This is a genomic window from Pectobacterium artocarpous, assembly GCF_046159765.1.
GTDB lineage: Bacteria > Pseudomonadota > Gammaproteobacteria > Enterobacterales > Enterobacteriaceae > Pectobacterium.
The window spans coordinates 78,546-98,522 of sequence record NZ_JBJXVK010000015.1; the positions used below are offsets into that span (position 1 = coordinate 78,546).

Annotated in this window: 17 protein-coding genes; 7 read left to right on the top strand and 10 right to left on the bottom strand. The window is 53.5% G+C overall.

The window, feature by feature from the left end:
- Positions 1–7: 7 nt before the first annotated feature.
- The gene (gene aaeX / locus ACKQAD_RS11435; protein ID WP_005975424.1) at positions 8–211 is read right to left on the bottom strand and encodes a p-hydroxybenzoic acid efflux pump operon protein AaeX; all 204 of its coding nucleotides are present in this window, start codon (positions 209–211) and stop codon (positions 8–10) included.
- Positions 212–613: 402 nt separating this feature from the next.
- On the opposite strand from aaeX, the gene aaeR reads away from it, so the two are divergent.
- Complete coding sequence (aaeR, locus tag ACKQAD_RS11440; protein ID WP_409160269.1) at positions 614–1,558, top strand: HTH-type transcriptional activator AaeR; 945 nt, start codon at positions 614–616, stop codon at positions 1,556–1,558.
- A 30-nt stretch (positions 1,559–1,588) separates the two neighbouring features.
- Here the strand turns inward: aaeR and tldD are convergent, their stop codons facing one another.
- The 9 genes from tldD to csrD form a co-directional block, all read right to left on the bottom strand.
- The gene (gene tldD, locus ACKQAD_RS11445; RefSeq protein WP_409160270.1) at positions 1,589–3,034 is read right to left on the bottom strand and encodes a metalloprotease TldD; all 1,446 of its coding nucleotides are present in this window, start codon (positions 3,032–3,034) and stop codon (positions 1,589–1,591) included.
- 56 nt (positions 3,035–3,090) lie between these two features.
- A complete protein-coding gene (gene yhdP, locus ACKQAD_RS11450; protein WP_498044230.1) occupies positions 3,091–6,936 on the bottom strand; it encodes an AsmA2 domain-containing protein YhdP in 3,846 nt (1,281 codons plus the stop codon).
- Positions 6,937–6,963: 27 nt separating this feature from the next.
- A complete protein-coding gene (rng, locus tag ACKQAD_RS11455; protein WP_409160272.1) occupies positions 6,964–8,433 on the bottom strand; it encodes a ribonuclease G in 1,470 nt (489 codons plus the stop codon).
- Positions 8,423–9,016, bottom strand: coding sequence for a Maf family protein (locus ACKQAD_RS11460; RefSeq protein ID WP_409160274.1), 594 nt, complete (start codon positions 9,014–9,016; stop codon positions 8,423–8,425). Before ACKQAD_RS11460 ends, rng begins: the two co-directional genes overlap by 11 nt.
- An 8-nt stretch (positions 9,017–9,024) precedes the next feature.
- Positions 9,025–9,513, bottom strand: coding sequence for a rod shape-determining protein MreD (gene mreD, locus ACKQAD_RS11465; RefSeq protein ID WP_225086559.1), 489 nt, complete (start codon positions 9,511–9,513; stop codon positions 9,025–9,027).
- A complete protein-coding gene (gene mreC / locus ACKQAD_RS11470) occupies positions 9,510–10,493 on the bottom strand; it encodes a rod shape-determining protein MreC (RefSeq protein ID WP_409160275.1) in 984 nt (327 codons plus the stop codon). The genes mreD and mreC overlap by 4 nt, the downstream gene beginning before the upstream one ends.
- 175 nt (positions 10,494–10,668) lie before the next feature.
- Positions 10,669–11,712 (bottom strand): rod shape-determining protein MreB, encoded by a 1,044-nt coding sequence (mreB, locus tag ACKQAD_RS11475; RefSeq protein WP_010300322.1) that lies wholly within the window; start codon positions 11,710–11,712, stop codon positions 10,669–10,671.
- On the bottom strand, positions 11,705–11,863 hold the full coding sequence (locus ACKQAD_RS11480) for a hypothetical protein (protein ID WP_156890158.1): 159 nt from the start codon (positions 11,861–11,863) through the stop codon (positions 11,705–11,707). The genes mreB and ACKQAD_RS11480 overlap by 8 nt, the downstream gene beginning before the upstream one ends.
- Positions 11,864–12,028: 165 nt before the next feature.
- Entirely contained in the window at positions 12,029–13,966 is a 1,938-nt protein-coding gene (gene csrD, locus ACKQAD_RS11485; protein ID WP_409160276.1) for an RNase E specificity factor CsrD, read from the bottom strand.
- 412 nt (positions 13,967–14,378) lie between these two features.
- Between csrD and acuI the strand changes: the two genes are divergently transcribed.
- From acuI to accC, 6 genes are all read left to right on the top strand, one after another.
- Complete coding sequence (acuI, locus tag ACKQAD_RS11490) at positions 14,379–15,356, top strand: acrylyl-CoA reductase (NADPH) (protein WP_409160277.1); 978 nt, start codon at positions 14,379–14,381, stop codon at positions 15,354–15,356.
- Between the two features lie 379 nt (positions 15,357–15,735).
- Positions 15,736–16,737 (top strand): protein-methionine-sulfoxide reductase catalytic subunit MsrP, encoded by a 1,002-nt coding sequence (msrP, locus tag ACKQAD_RS11495; RefSeq protein WP_409160278.1) that lies wholly within the window; start codon positions 15,736–15,738, stop codon positions 16,735–16,737.
- A 56-nt stretch (positions 16,738–16,793) separates the two neighbouring features.
- Complete coding sequence (gene msrQ, locus ACKQAD_RS11500; protein ID WP_409160279.1) at positions 16,794–17,393, top strand: protein-methionine-sulfoxide reductase heme-binding subunit MsrQ; 600 nt, start codon at positions 16,794–16,796, stop codon at positions 17,391–17,393.
- 254 nt (positions 17,394–17,647) lie between these two features.
- The gene (gene aroQ / locus ACKQAD_RS11505) at positions 17,648–18,100 is read left to right on the top strand and encodes a type II 3-dehydroquinate dehydratase (RefSeq protein ID WP_409160280.1); all 453 of its coding nucleotides are present in this window, start codon (positions 17,648–17,650) and stop codon (positions 18,098–18,100) included.
- Between the two features lie 24 nt (positions 18,101–18,124).
- Positions 18,125–18,592, top strand: a complete 468-nt coding sequence (accB, locus tag ACKQAD_RS11510; RefSeq protein WP_409160281.1) for an acetyl-CoA carboxylase biotin carboxyl carrier protein — start codon at positions 18,125–18,127, stop codon at positions 18,590–18,592.
- An 11-nt stretch (positions 18,593–18,603) separates the two neighbouring features.
- A complete protein-coding gene (gene accC / locus ACKQAD_RS11515; RefSeq protein ID WP_409160282.1) occupies positions 18,604–19,947 on the top strand; it encodes an acetyl-CoA carboxylase biotin carboxylase subunit in 1,344 nt (447 codons plus the stop codon).
- The last annotated feature ends 30 nt before the right edge of the window (positions 19,948–19,977 follow it).

The following is a 19,977-nucleotide window of genomic DNA, read 5'->3' on the forward strand; positions in this document are numbered from 1 at the left end:
AGACGCCTCACAGACCGTAACGGAAGAGTAAATAGAACAAACAGCAGAACAACGCGCTGTTAAACAGCGCCGGATGCCAGACGAAGTCATAGATACCCGTCGGTTGCAGCAGGCGGTTCACGACAAAAAACAGGGTCAATGACACCAGCAAGACAAAAAATACGGGGGGAAATGACAGCCCGAACAGCACCATAACTGGGAGTGAACTCATCCTCTTTTCCTTTTTTCTGTTAGATAGCGGTAGCGCGAAGGTTCGCTACCGGATGGTAAATGATGTCGTCTGATGCTGACATTCAGCATAGACAAAAGCGCCTCATCTCGCAGGCTGGAAACCAACAAATGAGATAGCGTTAAACGGATGAATAACGATGGGAAATCAGCGCACGATCTACATTGGGTAAATAAACACAATCATTGGGTAGCGCTAAGCGATGAACAATCATGAACGACCGCAAGGGCGATGTCTGTTCGCTTTCACCTTCAGGCAACGCTGCCGCTTGGACGATGGCGGATAATGTTCCACTCAGCACCACCGGATAGGCTATATTATGGATGCTTATTATCACCTTATCTACATAGTGTGATCTAAATCACTTTTAAGTCAGAGTGAATAATGGAAAGACTAAAGAGTATGTCGGTGTTTGCCCGCGTGGTGGAATTTGGTTCATTTACCGCCGCCGCTCGCCAGTTGCAGATGAGCGTATCCGCCGTCAGCCAGACCGTCACTAAGCTTGAAGATGAACTACAGATTAAGCTGCTGAACCGCAGCACACGCAGCATTGGGCTGACGGAAGCGGGGAAAATTTACTATCACGGCTGTCGCCGCATGCTGCATGAGGCTCATGAGGTTCATGAGCAGCTTTACGCCTTCAACAATACGCCAATCGGCACACTGCGCATCGGCAGTTCTTCCACAATGGCGCAAAATGTCTTGTCCACCATGACTGCCGAGATGCTGAAGGAATATCCCGGCTTGTCCGTCAATCTGGTTACGGGGATTCCCGCTCCCGACCTGATTGCCGACGGGCTGGATATCGTTATCCGCGTCGGCGCATTACAGGATTCCAGCCTGTTCTCGAAACGCTTAGGCTCGATGCCCATGGTCGTCTGTGCTGCAAAAAGTTATCTGGCACAACACGGTACGCCAGATAAACCGGCAGATATGGTGAATTTTTCCTGGCTGGAATACAGCGTGCGGCTCGACAGCGAATTTGAGCTGATCGCCCCGGAAGGCATTTCAACCCGCGTCACACCACAGGGGCGCTTTGTCACTAACGATCCGCAAACGCTGGTACGTTGGCTCAAGGCTGGCGCGGGTATCGCGTACGTTCCGCTCATGTGGGTCGTGGACGAAATCCATCGTGGCGAAATCGAAATCCTGTTTAACCGCTATCACTCTGACCCGCGTCCGGTCTACGCGCTCTACACCCGCAAAGACAATCTGCCGCTGAAAGTACAGGTCTGCATTAACTACATGACGGAATACTTCAAAAACGTCGCCCTGACATATCAAGGCTATCGGCAAAAGCATAACAAGGAAGAAAAACCGCGCTCATAAGGCGCGGTTTTAAAGGGAAGTCAGAGCAAATTACGCGGTACCACCAACGGTCAGGCTTTCCAGCTTCAGCGTAGGCTGACCAACGCCGACTGGCAAGCTTTGCCCTTCTTTGCCACACACGCCGACGCCTTTATCCAGCGCCAGATCGTTACCGACCATGGAGATCTGCTGCATCGCTTCAATGCCGGAACCAATTAGCGTTGCACCTTTGACTGGCGTGGTGATTTGACCTTTTTCGATCAGGTATGCTTCAGATGTCGAGAAAACGAACTTGCCAGAGGTGATATCAACCTGACCACCGCCAAAGTTTGGCGCATACAGGCCATATTCCACGCTGGAGATAATCTCTTCCGGCGTGGATTTCCCGGCCAGCATGTAGGTGTTCGTCATACGTGGCATCGGTAAATGCGCATAAGATTCACGGCGACCATTGCCCGTTGGCGCAACACCCCTCAGACGCGCGTTCATCTTGTCCTGCATATAGCCTTTCAGAATACCGTTTTCAATCAGGATGTTATACTGCCCCGGAACGCCCTCATCGTCCATAGAGAGGGAGCCACGGCGTCCGCTCAATGTGCCATCATCCACCACTGTGCACAGCTCTGATGCGACGAGTTTCCCCATCTGTCCGCTGAACACTGACGTACCACGACGGTTAAAGTCGCCTTCCAGACCGTGGCCTACCGCTTCATGCAGCAGGACCCCCGGCCAGCCTGCACCCAGTACCACAGGCATCGGTCCTGCGGGTGCAGACACCGCTGACAGGTTAACCAACGCCATACGCACCGCTTCTTTTGCCCAAGCGTCAACGCGCGCTTCACCGTCAGTCACTTCCCAGAAATAGTCATAGCCGCCACGCAGGCCGCCGCCGCTGGAGCCGCGTTCACGTTTGCCCTCGGCTTCGACCAGCACGCTGATCGACAAACGGACTAACGGGCGCACATCCGCCGCCAGCGTGCCGTCCGTCGCCGCCACCAGCACCAGCTCATACACGCCAGTCAGGCTGGCAGACACTTCCTGCACCCGCGCATCCGCGGCACGCGCGACCGTGTCGGCACGCTGCAACAGCGCAATTTTATCCTCACGCGTCAGGCTATCCAGCGGGTTCAACGTTGGATACAGCGCAGGATGCGATACCGCTCCCAACGTGTGCGCCGTGCCCGTACCCTGTTCCCGTACAATGCTGCGTGCTGCCTGCGCACTCTGGTGCAATGCGTTCAGCGTGATCTGATCGGCATAAGCAAACCCGGTCTTTTCACCGTCAATCGCACGGATACCCACGCCCTGATCGATATTGTAAGAACCGTCTTTAATAATGCGATCTTCCAGTACCCAGGACTCATGATAGCTGGACTGGAAATAAAGGTCGGCATAGTCCAGTCGACGCTCATTAAGCGACCCCAGCACAGCGGCGAGATCGTCAAGATTCAATTTGTTGACGGTGAGTAACTGCTCACTGACAAACGAAAGGCTCATAGTTTTTCACTCTTTATCAGATAATCGGTTGAATACACTGCGTTGCTCTAACGGCATTATTCGCCTTTCTTTTTGTTCGGCTCACGCAGCACTTCCTGAATCTTTGGCTGATCGACGCTACCGGAAATCTGGTAACGAATCAGCGAAATCTTGTTCCATAGCGGTGCCAGCACTTTACTGGCAGCAAACACGGCGGCCCCCACCACTGGGTTGACGGCAAATGCGGTCGCCACGCCCACAGTCGCGGAAATTTCCGGGGCAATAACCGCTTCCACATTGACCTGTCGCTGAGCGAGGTCGAGATCGCCTTTCATCGCGATATCTGCTTCAAGCCCGTCGATCAGCATATCATCAGTATGCAGCACACCGTCTTTAATCCATGCAGTGCTGCGAATCGAATCGAAGTAAAATCCACGACCAAACGTATCACTAAAATCAAGCCGCAGCTTACGCATCAGCGCATCGAAGCTCAATAAACGCAGCAGTTGCCCCGCCTGGCCGGCACCGACTTCGGCAATTTCCCCCTTACCAATGCGCGTGTGCAATATTCCGCTCAGGCTAGCAATATCCGGCGCCCAGGGCGTTCCACGCCAGTACAAATCATAATCCACATCGAAAGAACCGGCCTTGAGCGGTGAATCAACGCCGAACCAGTTCGCGTTCTGATCCAGACTGTCTCCCGCCAGCCGGCCTTTTAGCGCGGTCCGCACGCCTTCCGCGTTTTCCTGCCAGGAGCCGTTTACCGTCAGGCGGGCTTTACCTGTATCAATGATGCCGTCCGTCAGCGTTAACTTTTCCTTTTCTGGCAGCAGCGTTCCCTGAATACGCCCCATATTCTGCCCGATAATCCAGCACTGGCGACAGTTAACCGCCAGCGACGGCCAGTCTTCAAAGCTCATACTCGGGTCGTTCAGCGGCGATTTTTTCTCTGCTAACGCTACCGGGTTGGTCGCTTCATTCCCTTTCCACTGAGGATTGTAGTAGAGATAATTGATATCGCTGCGCCACATACCGCGATTGGGTATCTCAACCGTTCCGTCAATTTCACGCCCTTTTGCCTGCACTTCACTGCCACCTAGCGTATTTTTGCGTGTGATTTCCAGATCGTGCCACTGTTGCCCTAGGAGTTGCAGCTCAGGCGTCCGCAGCGTCACCGCTTGCGGGAAACGAAGGGAACGCTGCGCCTTTCGTCCTTCCGCCGATGTCGAGGTACGCAGAGCAGGCAAGAGCCCCAGCCAGCTTTCGGCATCCAATGAAGGAAGGTCGAGCACCAATGCAGAATCTGCTGGTAATGCAGGAGCCGCTGCCGCCGCATTCTGCCAGCTTGCCCGCGCCAGCGTCACGGTGTCGCCTTTCAGCAACCATTGGCTATTGAAACGGTTATCCTTGCCGACCCGTCCCTGCATGGTAAAGCCATTCAGGTCGCCGCTGGCTTTTACCTCCAGCGGCAGGCTCTCACCAGCAGGTTTGCTTAACGGATTAGGTAAGTGACTACTTACTTTACTTAAATCGGCCTGTACATCAACATCGTAGGTTGTTTTGCCAGAATGCGGCAGGTTGATGGCAACCAAACTCTTCCAGCCTGCCGAACCGGATACCGCTTGACTTGCCAATGTGGGTAAACCGGGCAAGCGCGCAGGCTGCCAGTCACCCTGCAAACCAACATTCACCAGAAAAGCCTTCGCCTGCTCTTCCGTCCTGAAATTGACCGTCATCGGCTGATTCATCCAGTTCGCCTGGAGCGTGTCACTACGTAAATTGCCGTTTTCATAACGGAACTTACCGGTGAGATTCTTAATCGTGGTATCCAGCGGCTTGATGTAGAGACTGTTATTGTTCAGCGCGATGTCGCCACTGGCACGAACATCGTCGCCAGCAAGCGGAATATCCAGATGCAGCGTGCCTTTCACCAACCCACCCATTTTCAGCTCATCCAGCGCTGTACCTAGCGAGGATTTTAGCGGCGTCTGATGAAAATAGTTCCCCACTTCAGGCCCCGGACCTTCCAGCTCGCCATCAATGAGCAGCATCTCTTTTGCATAATCGGGAATGACCGCGCTAATATTCTTGCCTTCCACCTTACCCAGCCAGGTTTGCGGCGCAAACATCCACAGGCCGTTGTTGGCGAAATCCAGATTGATATCCAGCGGCGTCAGCGCAGGCCAGCCCGGTTGAAACTCAAAGGTCGCCTCTTTCACCGGCACCCAGACTTCAAACTGGCCTTCGTTGTGCGTGTAGGGGAAATGCTGCGGATCACCGGCAAAGATCAGCGTCGCATTATCGACACGACCGCCCTTCAGTGCACCGCTCAGATAGTCCACCAGCTCGGTGCCCATAAACAGTTCAGGATAATAGCGCCAGGCGTCCGCCGCGTCGGTCAGCCGAATGCCCGCCAGAATATCCAGCTTTGGTTCCTGTTTAGCAGGCTGTTCGTAACGAAAATCTCCGTTCACCCATAGCGACTTCGCCTGTACGTCTAGACCATGGCTCCAGAGCGCCAGCCCCTGTGCGTCATTACGCCAGTCAATCGTGCCGCTAGCCTGCTTGATTTCCAGCGGCGCGCGGAACATATCGACATAGGGCAGCGTGCTCTGATCTAACGCGATGCTAACCTGACCACGTTCGACACTACCGCGGGCAGAACCGGAGAAATGATTAACGCCCGGCAGCAATTTCCACTGCTTCCAGTTCACATCCTGCCAGTTGGCGTGAAAACGGCTTCTTTCCGGCTGTTGCAGAGGGATATCCACCGCAACGGAATTCAATGTGCCCGTTGGTTGCAGTTCTGCCCAACGTTCTTTCAAAGCAGGCGTAGTCCCGGCTAACAATGGAAGCAGCGTACTTACTCGCTCCAGCGCCAGATTGCTGGCTCGAACACGTAACTCTTCCTGCCGATCGGGTCCCAGCATGTGTTCACTTTTTGGCAGCCAGAGCGCAGAGAGTCGACCTTTCGGCCAGACGATACCATCCGTTGCCAGATTCAATTCCGGTACATCCACCTGCCAACCATTTTCCTGACGACTGACACGCAGCGTCATGTCATCGACATTCAGGCGATGTGCATCTCTGCCTTCACCCCAGTTGGCCGTCCCCTGATTAAGGAACACGTCACCACTGTGGATATCGCCTTCACGAACGTTCAGCCAGGCCGCCAGACTAAAGTCGGCACTTTCCAGCCCGGTATTGTTTTTCATCCAGCGGCTGAGCCAGGGCTTCATATCGATATTGTCAGCTTGCAGATAGAACGTACCGTTACTGAGCAACCCCTGCTCATCATGCAAGTCCATGCGCATCTGCACCACACCGTGCTGACCGTTAAAGCTCGACAGGCTGATCAAACCTTCCGCACGATGGCGTTTGTCGGAATTCAGCCAGGTCAGTTGGGGAATGCTCAGCTCCGCGCGGGAACCGGAAGGGGTAAGAAAGGTAATGTGGCTATCACGCAGATCAAAGTGGTCAAACTGACGCAGGAAAAGATCGCTGACCTTTCCTGACTCCATCAATTTGCTATCCTGCTGCTGCCCATTAACTTGGCTATTGATATCAAGTTTTAGCTGGTGAAACGTGAGATCGCGGAACTGCCAGCGCCCATGCAGCAGCGACTGCCACACATCCAATGCCAGCGTAATGCGGTCAACCTGCCAGTCCGACTCCGGCAGGGATGTACGAAACCGTTCAATTTCCAGCCTGGGGCCAAAGGACTCCCAGCGCCCCGTCATCGAACCGATTTCTAACGGAACGCCGGCCGCAGACTGTGCCCAGGCCACCAGTTGTGGCCGGAAGTGCTCGAGCTGCGGCAGCACCAGTCTTAAACCGCTGACTAACAGCGCAACCATCACGACAAGAGTGGCACCCGTGATGACGAGTATTCCGGGCAGTCGCCTCACTAATCTCTCCTTCATTTCGTCGCCGACGACGAGCGCACGAATTTACATCATTACGACGTCAAACTGCTCCTGGCTATACAGGGGTTCGATTTGCACTTTGACCTGCTTGCCGACGAAAATTTCAACCTCAGCCAACGCGTGCGATTCTTCGCTTCTCAGCGCTTCCCCGACAGCCGGTGAGGCATAAACCAGGAATCGATCGGAGTCATACGCGTGGTGGACACGCACGATTTCACGCATGATTTCATAGCAGACGCTTTCTACCGTTTTCACCGTGCCGCGACCGTGGCACGTTGGGCACTCGTGACACAGAACGTGTTCGATGCTCTCACGCGTGCGTTTACGCGTCATCTCCACTAATCCTAGCTGAGAGAAACCATTAATACTGGTTTTGACCCGATCTTTACTGAGCGCCTGCTCCAGTGAATGCAGCACCCGCCGACGGTGCTCTTCGTTATTCATATCGATGAAGTCGATAATGATGATGCCGCCGAGGTTGCGCAGACGCAGCTGCCGTGCGATCGCCTGCGTGGCTTCCGTGTTGGTATTGAAAATGGTCTCATCCAGATTACGGTGACCGACAAACGCCCCCGTGTTGATGTCGATGGTCGTCATCGCTTCAGTCTGATCGATGATCAAATAGCCGCCGGACTTCAGTTCAACCTTTCTGTCCAGCGAACGCTGGATCTCATTTTCCACATCAAACAGGTCAAAAATTGGCTGTTTACCCGCATAGTGCTCGAGTTTACGGGTCATTTCCGGGATATATTCGGAGGTAAATTCCAGCAGCGCTTCATACGTCAGCCGGGAGTCAATCCGAATGCGATCCAACGCCTCACCGGCAAAATCACGCAAAATTCGCTGGGCGAGCGCCACTTCACCGTAGAGCTTACATTTGGTCTGGTTGCGCTTTTTGCGCTCCATCACCTTGCCCCACAGGCGCTTCAGGAACGCCGCATCCTGTGAGAGCTCTTCTTCACCGATCCCTTCTGCTGCGGTACGAATGATGAAACCACCGTCATCATCACAATACTCGGCGACCGTTTTCTTTAAACGCTCACGTTCCGCTTCACTCTCAATCCGCTGTGACACGCCAACGTGCGATGCACCAGGCATAAACACCAGATAGCGCGACGGCAGCGTGATATCGGTCGTCAGGCGCGCACCTTTGGTTCCCAGTGGATCCTTGACCACCTGAACCATGAGATCCTGTCCTTGACGCACCAGTTCGGCGATATCACGGACGTGAAAGTTCTTTTGTTCGTCACCGGCAACACATTCGGTATGCGGCATAATATCGGACGCATGCAGGAAGGCCGCTTTATCCAGACCGATATCCACGAACGCCGCCTGCATACCTGGCAGAACACGGCTCACGCGACCTTTATAAATGTTGCCGACGATGCCGCGCTTCGCATCACGCTCAATGTGGATCTCCTGCAGAATACCGCCGTCGATATAGGCAACGCGCGTTTCTGAAGGTGTAACGTTTACCAGTAACTCAGCAGTCATGTTTTCCTCTTGCACTCCGCAATGCAGCAAAATTACTGAATAGCTCATGGGTTTCTACCAGCGGCAGCCCAACCACCGCGTAATAGCTCCCGTTAAGCGACCGGACAAAGCATCCACCCTTGCCCTGAATACCATAAGCCCCGGCTTTATCCATCGGTTCGCCGCTGGCGATATACCGCTCGATATCCTGCTGCGAAAGCGGGCGGAAGACGACATCGGTGACCACCAGACAGCTCAATATATCGTCTTTATCTGCCAGTGCGACGGCCGTCATCACCTGATGCGGTCTCCCGGACAGTTGGCTCAACATCTCCACCGCATGAACTGCATCCTGAGGCTTTTCCAATACCTGCCCGTTCAGCACCACAATGGTATCCGCCCCCAGAACGGGCAAATCAAGTGGTGCGACCGCGACACCCGCAGCCGCTTTTTCATGTGCCAGACGCCGGACATAGACTTCCGCTGCTTCCTCCGGTAACCGCTGCTCTTCCACCGCGACGTTCAGTACAGAAAAAGGAATATCGAGCTGCGTGAGCAGTTCGCGACGGCGGGGAGAAGCGGAAGCCAGATAAAGCTGGGTCATGAATCACCTTATTGCACAGTAAACTGACGACGAATTTTTCGCATCAGCAGGAACAGCCACGGCCAGAGTACGCCATCAACGACGCAATTCCAGAATGTTTCTGGTCGGAAAGAGACATTAATAACTAAAAACTCAGCCCAGAATACCGTGAGGTCCATCAGCAGCGACAATAGCATGACAATTAATGCTTGCTGCCATAACGCCATATTTCGGAACAGCTGGAATTTAAAGGCCACCAGATAAGCAATAATGCTCAGCGCCAGCGCCCGTACTCCCAGTGTAGACCCAAGAATCAGGTCCATAATCAGACCTAATATAAATCCTGTGCCAACATTCACCCGATGTGGCAATGCCATCACCCAGTAAATCAGAAACAACGTCAGCCAGGAGGGGCGAAACATGTAGATTTCATCCGGCCACGGCATAATCTGCAAAACCATCGCGATGAGAAAAGAAAGCCAGATAATCCAGTTGCCATGCCTGCGATAACGATTCATTGGCGGCCTCTCTGCGGCTCGATGGTAGGTCCTGCGGCTTCAGGAGGAAGCGGCGGCCCCATCTCATCAGGCGAGGGTAAAACCTGCGGCATCATCTGCATCAGGCGTTCATTGGCAACCCGATGAACTTCCGCCGGCGGCAGCGACGTATTGGAATTATTCTCCACGCCCCACAGTAACAGCAGATAGCGCAGACGCTGTAATCCCGCCGTCGGGCGTGCCTGAATAATCGTATAGGCCCGCTGTGTATCCGCTTTAACCGATGACACGACGGCTACCGGATACCCTTCAGGAAAACGTCCGCCGAGCCCAGAGGTGACCAGCACGTCACCGACTCGAATATCAGTATTGTTAGGCAGGTGCTCCAGTTGCAGATCGTCGGTGCAGCCATTACCGGCAACAATCACGCGGATATCATTGCGCAGCACCTGAATGGGCAACGCATGGGAAACATCACAAATTAACAAAACCCGGCTGGTAAACTGGCCAACCGCCACAACTTGCCCCACCACGCCTTTATCGCTGATGACCGGTTGCCCTTCATAGACGCCGTTCGCCTGGCCTTTATCAATCACCACCTGATCGCTGTAAGGATCAGTTCCGGCGGACATCACCTGCGTCACCATCTTCTGCTCATCCTGACGCAGCGGCGAGCCGAGCAGTTCACGTAACCGCGCATTTTCCTGTTTGAGCTGGCCTAGCAGAAGCAGGTCACTGTTTTTCATCAACAGTTCCTGACGCAGTGCGGTATTTTCAAGTCCTAATTGCCCACGAGTTGCCAGTGAAGCAGACATATTGTCCAGAACCTGACGAGGCCCATTCGCCAAAAAATAAAATGGGCTAACGGTGGTATCCATGTACGTTCTGATTTTGACGAACGAACCGAGCCGACTGTCCGCAACGATCAGAACAATCGCGGTAACGACAGCAAGAAAAAGTCGTAATTGCAGGGAAGGCCCCCTGCTAAAAAGCGGCTTCATAAAATTTGCGTATTCCTCGACAGCAACCTCAAATCGCTCCTGGCGATTTTTAACGTCACAAAGCGGCACCCTGTAGGGCGGATTTCATTGGTTCAGGCAAATAAAAAAGGGGTAACCACGAGAGATGAAAAACGCAAGCGTTCATCCATCCGGTCCCCCTCTTTTCCAGACAGGATTACTCCTCGCTGAACAAATCGCCACCGTGCATGTCGATCATTTCCAGCGCCTTGCCGCCGCCACGGGCAACACAGGTTAGTGGATCTTCAGCCACCACAACCGGAATACCGGTTTCTTCCATCAGCAAGCGATCCAGATTACGCAACAACGCGCCACCGCCAGTTAACACCATACCGCGCTCGGAAATATCGGAGGCCAGTTCCGGTGGGCATTGTTCCAACGCCGCCATGACCGCACTAACGATACCCGTCAACGGCTCTTGCAGCGCTTCCAGAATTTCGTTGGAGTTCAGGGTGAAGCCACGTGGTACACCTTCAGCAAGGTTACGGCCACGCACTTCAATCTCGAGCACTTCGTCGCCCGGATAAGCAGAGCCAATTTCATGCTTGATACGTTCCGCCGTCGCTTCACCGATCAGTGAACCATAGTTACGACGAACGTAGTTGATGATCGCTTCATCAAAGCGGTCACCGCCAATACGTACAGAAGAGGAGTACACCACGCCGTTCAGCGAGATCACCGCCACTTCCGTGGTACCACCACCGATATCCACAACCATGGAACCCGTCGCTTCGGATACCGGCATGCCAGCGCCGATCGCAGCCGCCATCGGCTCTTCGATCAGGAACACTTCACGAGCACCCGCCCCCAGGGCGGATTCGCGAATGGCACGACGCTCAACCTGAGTCGCGCCTACCGGAACACAGACCAGCACGCGCGGGCTCGGACGCATAAAACTGTCGCTATGCACTTGCTTGATGAAGTGCTGCAACATTTTCTCCGTGACCTGAAAATCAGCAATAACACCGTCTTTCATCGGGCGAATCGCTACGATATTCCCAGGCGTTCTGCCCAGCATCTGCTTAGCGTCGTGGCCGACCGCCGCCACGCTTTTTTGGGAACCGGCACGATCCTGACGAATCGCAACGACAGAGGGTTCATTCAATATGATGCCCTGCCCTTTAACGTAAATCAGGGTATTGGCGGTACCCAGGTCGATGGACAAGTCGTTGGAAAACATGCCACGAAATTTCTTAAACATAACTAAAGGATAATCCTGCAAGCTGGGGGCGAAAAATAAATCCGCCTACTTTACCAACCACACGAAGCAGCGACAAGGCACGAAAAGGCTCTGCTTCGGTGAAAAATGAGTCTGCGTTGCGCACGTCGGCGTCAGGGAGAAGGCACAGCATACTTTCTCCTCAGGCGGCAAGGCATCTTACCACTGTCCACCCGACAGAATTGCGCTAACACAGGACATAAAATCTAACATTTAATCGGATTGCCGCTATCGTAAGCACACACTAACCGATTTAACAACCGCCTCATTCTACGTCAATTTGAACAGGACGTTTATATTAAACACGATGCTGCGATGAATATTTTTTCAGCTCATCTGTTACAAGGACTGATGCGGCAAAAAAATCCCCTTGCCCACCATAGACCCCCTTACCCAACAACATTCGCCACTCTTCTTTGGTTCGCACGCCAGCAGCAAACACCCGCGTTTGCGTGCCTTTACAGGCTTCAGTCAGGCTTTGTACAAACAGCTGATTTTCCGGGCGGCGTTCAAGACTTCGTACCAAACCGGGGTGAAGCTTGATGATCTCCACGGGGAGTGACTTGATATACGTCGTACTGACCAGCGTTAACCCCGCCTGCGTGACTGCCAGGCGGCAGCCTAATCCCAGGATCACAGTGAGAACCGGGCGCAGGCGGCCGATATATTGACAAACATCTGCCTCTGCAAGTTCAAATAAAATGCGCTGCCGCTGCGTTTTCGGACATTGCAGTAAGACTTCTTTCAGCCAGTGCAGGAAAGGCTTCTGTAAAAGTGAGTCTACACTTACCGGAAAAGCCAGTGTTTCTCCAGGCCAGCTCGCTGATAGATCAATAATGCGCGCCACCAGTTGCCGATCATAGCTGGCCGCCAGCCCCAGTTGTTGAACCAGCGGCATATACTCTGCGGCGAGCAGTTCCTGTTCTCCATCGTATATCCGACTCATCATTTCGCGATGATGTACCACGCCCTCTTTCGTGACCGCGGGCTTCTGATACAGCCGCGGACCACCGCGCGCCAACGTCTGTTCCAGCAAGGTGCGCCACTTCACACTGCCGCGGCCTTTGTCTGGCACCTGCCTGTCAAACACGCACCAGCTGTTACCGCCCTGCAACACCGCATTGCGCGTCGCATCCTCCACACTTTCCATCACCTGCTCGGCACTTTGTCCGCCGCGATAGGCACAAATACCAATGTGGAGCACCTCTTCCCGATCGATCAACGGGCAGGCGGGGAGAATATCAATGGCCTTCACCAGTTGCGTGGCAATCGCGTTGGCTTCTTTTAGCGTGCGATGGGGGAGCAATACGGTGAAATCGCTGCTGAAGTAACGCGCCAGCAACGCAGAGGGATAGCGCATGACAAACGTCGACAGCAGGTTGACCAGCGTGAAACGGTATTCCTGGAGTACATTGCTATAGCCGTGCGTTTCCTGCAAGGTTTCAAAATCGGGTATGCGGATCATCATAACGACGCCGTGCGTCCCCACTTCTTCGCCATCTTCCAACTGCGTGGTCAGTTGATTATCAAAAAACAGGCGATTACTCAGCCCGGTTTCTGCATCCTGCGCGGCAAAAGCACGAATTAAGGTATCCACCCGTCCGCGTTCCTCCCGCGCTTCCACTAAATCAGACAGCAGTTGATCGAGCGCGCCGCTGGTATTGACCGGCCATTCACGCACTGACCCCTGCATAACCGATTCACGTTCGCCCTTGAGAATACGCTGTGCCCGTTCTTCCAACTCTTCCTGCCCGGCGGCCTGACGGCGCAGCCAGCGGATGGAAAAATACAGCATCAAGAGCATCAGACTCGCAGCCAGTAACACCGATAGTATTGACACCATAAAGCGCGGTAAGCCAATCAGCGGATCGACATACCTGATGGCGATCGTCATGTTCGGATGGTGCATCAGCGGAAATTCAGCCTCATGATAGAGGTGCGTGCCTTCCCAGCCGGCCTCAGGCAACTGTATTGAATAGAGGGTAAAGTCGTTGTCCTGAATATCCAGCACAATAATGCCTGCCGTCTTCATCATTGCCGACAGCCAATATTGGATATTTTCGGGCGATTGCACTAATAACGCCTGATCGATACTGGCCGTAACCTCGCGCAACTGCTGTTCGGTCCTCAACTGGCTATAATAACAGAGACTAAATATGCTACTGAAAATCATAAGAAAAATAGCAAAAACCGTCAGCAATACCACGAGTATCGAGAATCTGGTCGTAAATCCCATCCCTGCGTCCTATTCCAAATAATTGTCATTTCTGCGAGTTTGTTGTTTTTTATCAGTTCGCATAGGTCAGCAACAGAGTACCTTCATTAACAAACAGTACGTTATTAACAAATAGTACGTTATTAACAAATAGTACGTTATTAACAAATAGTACCTGTAATAACTATACCCTAAATAATTCGAGTTGCATGAAGGCGGCGAGCAAGGGCATCTCGATGAGCTTACTCAGGTAAGTGATTCAAGTGACAAATCTGCCGGGAGCAGATTTGAACGCTGCGAGCAGCGGCCCTTAGGGCGAGGCCCACGACGGGCCGAGTATTTAAGCGATACCAACGCACATGCGGCTTGAAGTATGACGGGTATATAGTCGTTAATGACTTCCCCTATTTAATCCTGCTACAGGAGATAGCCCATGCAGGCTTTAGTTCTTGAACAGTCAGACGGACTGACCCACGCTCAGATTCGCGAGATTGACGCAGAGCAGCTTCCCAGCGGGGATGTAACTGTCGATATCAACTGGTCGGGCATCAACTATAAGGATGCGCTTGCCATTACCGGCAAAGGCAAAATTATCCGTAATTTCCCGATGGTTCCTGGGATCGACTTCGCAGGAACCGTACGCCACAGCGACAGCGATCGGTTTACCGTCGGCCAACCCGTCATTCTGACGGGTTGGGGCGTGGGTGAAAACCACTGGGGCGGCCTGGCGCAACAGGCTCGCGTGAAGAGCGACTGGCTGGTTCCCCTGCCCGTTTCGCTGGATGCACGTAAGGCAATGATCCTGGGTACGGCGGGCTTCACCGCGATGCTGTGCATCATGGCGCTGGAAGATGGCGGCATCACGCCGGAAAGCGGCGACATTATTGTGACCGGTGCCAGTGGCGGCGTTGGCAGCACGGCTGTTGCCCTGCTTGCAGAGCTAGGCTATCAGGTCACCGCCGTCAGCGGTCGCGCCGACAACACCGATTACCTGAAAAAACTCGGGGCGAAGCAGGTACTGGATCGCAGCGAATTCAGCGGAAGCCCTCGCCCGCTGGAAAAACAACGCTGGGCTGGCGCGGTGGATACCGTCGGCGATAACGTACTGGCGACACTGCTGGCGCAGATGGATTACAACGCGACGGTTGCCGCATGCGGTCTGGCTGGCGGTATTGCCCTGCCAACGACCGTGATGCCATTTATTTTACGTAATGTTCGCCTGCAAGGCGTGGATTCCGTGATGGCACCACTGGCTCGCCGTCAGCAAGCATGGGAGCGTCTGGCCGCCATCCTGCCTGAGTCGTTTTACCAGCAGGTCACCCAGGAAATCGGGTTAGAAGACGTCCCTGCCACCGCCGCTGCGCTGCTGGAAAACAAAGTTACTGGCCGCACGCTGGTGAAAATCAGCTAACACCTTTCGTTGACGTATCAATTTGCGAAACGAAAACGGTGATAATGGAATAGAAGAGTAAAGCGTCCGCGACAGGGACAAAGGCGTCAGGAACGTCTTTGAACGTCGCTTGCGACGGCCCTGAAAGGGTGAATCTCAGGGATGAGATTCATATCTGCGCGGCTCGAGCGTACATGGATGTATTTACAGCGTCTTTACGATCTATCCATTATCATCGCTCAACGCATTATCAGTGATCTCGAGCGCTGTTACACCCTGCAAAAAAGTATTTCATCTCTCCTGTCGCGGTTTCTATCGCACTTCATCTATAACTAAGTGAACAGTAAGCAGTAAAAACGCCACTTTGCGTCAACAATAATTATGACTGGCGGGAGTTAACATGCACAAACATCGCAAGTTTACGGAAGCCGACGTTACCCCGGAATCCCTCTTCTATCAGCGTCGGCGCGTACTAAAGGCGCTGGGTATTTCCGCTGCGGCGCTCTCACTGCCGTTTTCTGCACAGGCTGACCTGCTGGCCTGGTTTAAGGGGGCCGATAAACCCAAAGCGCCGCCGGGTAAACCACTTCCGTTTAGCCAACCTGCGGACTGGAAGCTCGATTTGCCGCTCACGCCGGAAGATAAAGTCACGGGGTATAACAACTTCTATGAGTTCGGACTGGATAAAGCCGATCCGGCGGCCAATGCGGGCGGGTTAAAAACCGAAGGCTGGACCGTCAAGATAGACGGCGATGTCGCCAAACCTCTCACGCTGGATATCGACGATTTGCTCAAACGTTTTCCGCTGGAAGAGCGAATCTACCGTTTCCGCTGCGTCGAAGCGTGGTCGATGGTGATTCCGTGGGTTGGGTTTGAGCTGGCCAAGCTGATTAAATTCGCCGCCCCCACCAGCAACGCGCGCTACGTGGCATTTCAAACGCTCTACGACCCGGAGCAAATGCCGGGACAAAAAGATCACTTCATGGGAGGCGGGCTGGATTACCCTTATGTAGAAGGGCTGCGGCTGGATGAAGCCATGAACCCTTTGGCACTGCTGGCCGTCGGCGTTTACGGCAAGACGCTGCCGCCGCAGAACGGTGCCCCCATCCGGTTAGTCACACCGTGGAAATACGGTTTTAAGAACATCAAATCCATTGTACATATCCGATTCACCCGCGAGAAACCGCCTTGCACCTGGAATCTGGCGGCGCCAGATGAATATGGTTTCTATGCCAACGTGAACCCGCATGTGGATCACCCGCGCTGGTCGCAGGCGACAGAACGCGTCATCGGTTCAGGAGGCCTGCTTAACGTTGAGCGTCAACCCACGCTGCTATTCAACGGCTATGCGGAACAGGTCGCTTCGCTGTATCGCGGCGTGAATCTGCGTGAAAACTTTTAGCGAATAACACAAAACGTCTAGCCAACCACCTTGTCAGGACAGGAACCCACATCAGCATGAGACTGACGCTACAACACATTACCCGGTTAAAAGTGCTACTCCATCTGGCTGGTTTTCTGCCGCTGCTGTGGCTGATATTGTCGGTTGACCAAGGGTGGTTCAGCGCCGATCCGGCCAAGGATATCCAGCACTTTACCGGCAGAATGGCGCTGAAATTGCTGCTGGCGACGCTGTTGGTCACCCCACTGGCGCGCTACGGTAAACAGCCGCTGCTCATTCGCTGTCGTCGACTCCTCGGGCTGTGGTGTTTTTTCTGGGCGACGTTACATCTGATGAGCTATGCGCTGCTGGAGTTGGGTCTGAATCATCTGGCACTGCTGGGTAACGAGCTGATATCCCGCCCCTATTTGACGCTGGGTGTCATAAGCTGGCTGATTTTGCTGGCGCTGGCGGTGACCTCGCCACAGATCATGATGCGCAAGTTAGGATCGCAATGGCAGAAACTGCATAATTTCGTCTATGTAGTCGCCATTCTTGCGCCTATCCACTATCTTTGGTCAGTTAAAACGCTATCTCCACAGCCCATTTTATATGCACTGGCGGCGCTGATATTGCTGCTGTTCCGTTATAAGAAATTTCGTCAATGGTGGCGCTAAACGCCGCGCTAGCATGGGAAAAGCTGAGTATAAGCCTCAACAAGATTCACACCGTCTCACGCTCTGGTTCAGGAATATCTCCGCAGATAAGACCAGTATTTAGCTGCGAATTGCCACGATATGGTTATAATGCACGACTTTAATTTCTCGGGTCGGACAATTTGCATCACGAAAGGTGACAAACGAATAGCTTCGCGCTATTTTGTGCGACACGGTTTTGGCAATCTTGGCCAATCGCGGGAGATAGCAGCACAATGGCAGAAAAGTTTCACATTTTGCTCTTGAACGGTCCAAACCTGAATCTGCTAGGAACCCGAGAGCCCGACAAATACGGTAAGACGACGCTAGCAGACATTGTCAGCGCACTGGAAACACAGGCGCAAACATTGAACGTGAAGTTTTCCCATCTGCAATCCAACGCGGAACATGTCCTGATCGATACCATCCATCAGGCCAGAGGAAACACAGACTTCATTCTGATTAACCCAGCGGCATTCACCCACACCAGCGTTGCGCTGCGTGATGCCCTGCTGGCGGTCTCGATTCCGTTTATCGAAATTCATCTGTCCAACGTGCACGCACGCGAGCCTTTTCGTCATCACTCCTATCTTTCTGATGTTGCGGTAGGCGTGATATGTGGCCTAGGGGCAGAGGGTTATCAGTATGCTTTACAGACGGCGGTAAAACGCCTGTCAACTTCCAATTAAACAAAAGAGTACGGAACCACATCCATGGATATTCGTAAAATCAAAAAACTGATCGAACTGGTTGAAGAGTCCGGCATCGCCGAACTGGAAATTTCTGAAGGTGAAGAATCAGTACGTATCAGTCGTGCCCCAGCAGCGGTGAATTATCCGATGATGCAACAGGCCTATGCGACCCCAATGATGCAGCCACAACCTGCTCTGGCCGCCGCCGTTGCACCAGCGCCAGTGGAAGCTGCCGCTGCGCCGGCTGCCATCAGTGGACACATCGTTCGTTCTCCAATGGTTGGAACCTTCTATCGCACCCCAAGTCCGGATGCTAAAGCGTTCGTGGAAGTGGGTCAGCAAGTCAACGTTGGCGATACCCTGTGCATCGTCGAAGCCATGAAAATGATGAACCAGATCGAAGCCGACAAAGCGGGCGTGGTGAAAGCCATCCTGGTCGAAAGCGGTCAGCCGGTTGAATTTGACGAGCCACTGGTTGTCATCGAATAACGAGGCTTATCATGCTAGATAAAATCGTTATCGCTAACCGCGGAGAGATTGCGCTGCGTATTTTGCGTGCCTGTAAAGAACTGGGCATCAAAACCGTCGCCGTTCACTCCAGTGCGGATCGCGATTTGAAACACGTATTGCTGGCGGACGAAACCGTGTGTATCGGCCCAGCGCCGTCAACAAAAAGCTATCTGAATATCCCAGCGATTATTTCCGCTGCGGAAATCACCGGTGCCGTAGCGATTCACCCTGGCTACGGTTTCCTGTCCGAAAACGCGGACTTTGCCGAGCAGGTTGAACGCTCTGGCTTTGTTTTCATCGGCCCTCGTGCAGAAACCATTCGCCTGATGGGCGACAAGGTCTCCGCCATCAACGCCATGAAAAAAGCGGGCGTGCCGTGTGTACCGGGTTCTGATGGCCCGTTAGACGGCGACATGGACAAAAACCGCGCCTTTGCCAAACGCATCGGCTATCCGGTCATCATCAAAGCCTCTGGCGGCGGCGGCGGTCGTGGTATGCGCGTGGTGCGCAGCGACAAAGAGCTGGAACAATCCATCAACATGACCCGTGCGGAAGCCAAAGCGGCTTTCAACAACGACATGGTCTACATGGAAAAATACCTGGAAAACCCACGTCACGTGGAAATACAGGTTCTGGCTGACGGCCAAGGTAACGCCATCTATCTGGCCGAACGTGACTGCTCCATGCAGCGCCGCCACCAGAAAGTGGTGGAAGAAGCGCCAGCACCGGGCATCACAGACGAACTGCGTCGCAATATCGGCGATCGCTGCGCCAAAGCCTGTATCGATATCAACTATCGTGGCGCAGGTACGTTCGAGTTCCTGTACGAAAACGGTGAGTTCTATTTCATTGAAATGAACACCCGTATTCAGGTGGAGCATCCAGTTACCGAGATGATTACCGGCGTGGATCTGATCAAAGAGCAGCTACGTATTGCTGCTGGTCAACCGCTGTCCATCAAGCAGAAAGACGTTAAGGTGCGCGGCCATGCGGTGGAATGCCGTATCAACGCGGAAGATCCGAACACGTTCCTGCCAAGCCCGGGTAAAATCACGCGTTTCCACGCGCCGGGTGGCTTTGGTGTCCGTTGGGAATCGCATATTTACGCTGGTTATACCGTACCGCCATATTACGATTCCATGATCGGCAAGCTGATCACCTACGGCGAAACCCGCGAAATCGCGATTTCCCGTATGAAGAACGCGCTGGCTGAACTGATTATCGATGGCATCAAAACCAACATCGAACTTCAGATGAAGATCATGAGCGACGAAAACTTCCAGAGAGGTGGCACGAACATCCACTATCTGGAGAAGAAACTCGGCTTGCAGTAAACACTGCGCGAGTTTTGTCGTGATGCGCTT

Bases quoted from the DNA above. Each gene is read 5' to 3' on its own strand.
- rng (WP_409160272.1), bottom strand. From the start codon at position 8,433: ATGACTGCTGAGTTACTGGTAAACGTTACACCTTCAGAAACGCGCGTT.
- mreB (WP_010300322.1), bottom strand. From the start codon at position 11,712: ATGTTTAAGAAATTTCGTGGCATGTTTTCCAACGACTTGTCCATCGAC.
- accC (WP_409160282.1), top strand. From the start codon at position 18,604: ATGCTAGATAAAATCGTTATCGCTAACCGCGGAGAGATTGCGCTGCGT.
- msrP (WP_409160278.1), top strand. From the start codon at position 15,736: ATGCACAAACATCGCAAGTTTACGGAAGCCGACGTTACCCCGGAATCC.
- msrQ (WP_409160279.1), top strand. From the start codon at position 16,794: ATGAGACTGACGCTACAACACATTACCCGGTTAAAAGTGCTACTCCAT.
- mreC (WP_409160275.1), bottom strand. From the start codon at position 10,493: ATGAAGCCGCTTTTTAGCAGGGGGCCTTCCCTGCAATTACGACTTTTT.
- aroQ (WP_409160280.1), top strand. From the start codon at position 17,648: ATGGCAGAAAAGTTTCACATTTTGCTCTTGAACGGTCCAAACCTGAAT.
- aaeR (WP_409160269.1), top strand. From the start codon at position 614: ATGGAAAGACTAAAGAGTATGTCGGTGTTTGCCCGCGTGGTGGAATTT.
- aaeX (WP_005975424.1), bottom strand. From the start codon at position 211: ATGAGTTCACTCCCAGTTATGGTGCTGTTCGGGCTGTCATTTCCCCCC.
- csrD (WP_409160276.1), bottom strand. From the start codon at position 13,966: ATGGGATTTACGACCAGATTCTCGATACTCGTGGTATTGCTGACGGTT.
- acuI (WP_409160277.1), top strand. From the start codon at position 14,379: ATGCAGGCTTTAGTTCTTGAACAGTCAGACGGACTGACCCACGCTCAG.
- mreD (WP_225086559.1), bottom strand. From the start codon at position 9,513: ATGAATCGTTATCGCAGGCATGGCAACTGGATTATCTGGCTTTCTTTT.
- yhdP (WP_498044230.1), bottom strand. From the start codon at position 6,936: ATGAAGGAGAGATTAGTGAGGCGACTGCCCGGAATACTCGTCATCACG.
- ACKQAD_RS11460 (WP_409160274.1), bottom strand. From the start codon at position 9,016: ATGACCCAGCTTTATCTGGCTTCCGCTTCTCCCCGCCGTCGCGAACTG.
- ACKQAD_RS11480 (WP_156890158.1), bottom strand. From the start codon at position 11,863: ATGCTGTGCCTTCTCCCTGACGCCGACGTGCGCAACGCAGACTCATTT.
- accB (WP_409160281.1), top strand. From the start codon at position 18,125: ATGGATATTCGTAAAATCAAAAAACTGATCGAACTGGTTGAAGAGTCC.
- tldD (WP_409160270.1), bottom strand. From the start codon at position 3,034: ATGAGCCTTTCGTTTGTCAGTGAGCAGTTACTCACCGTCAACAAATTG.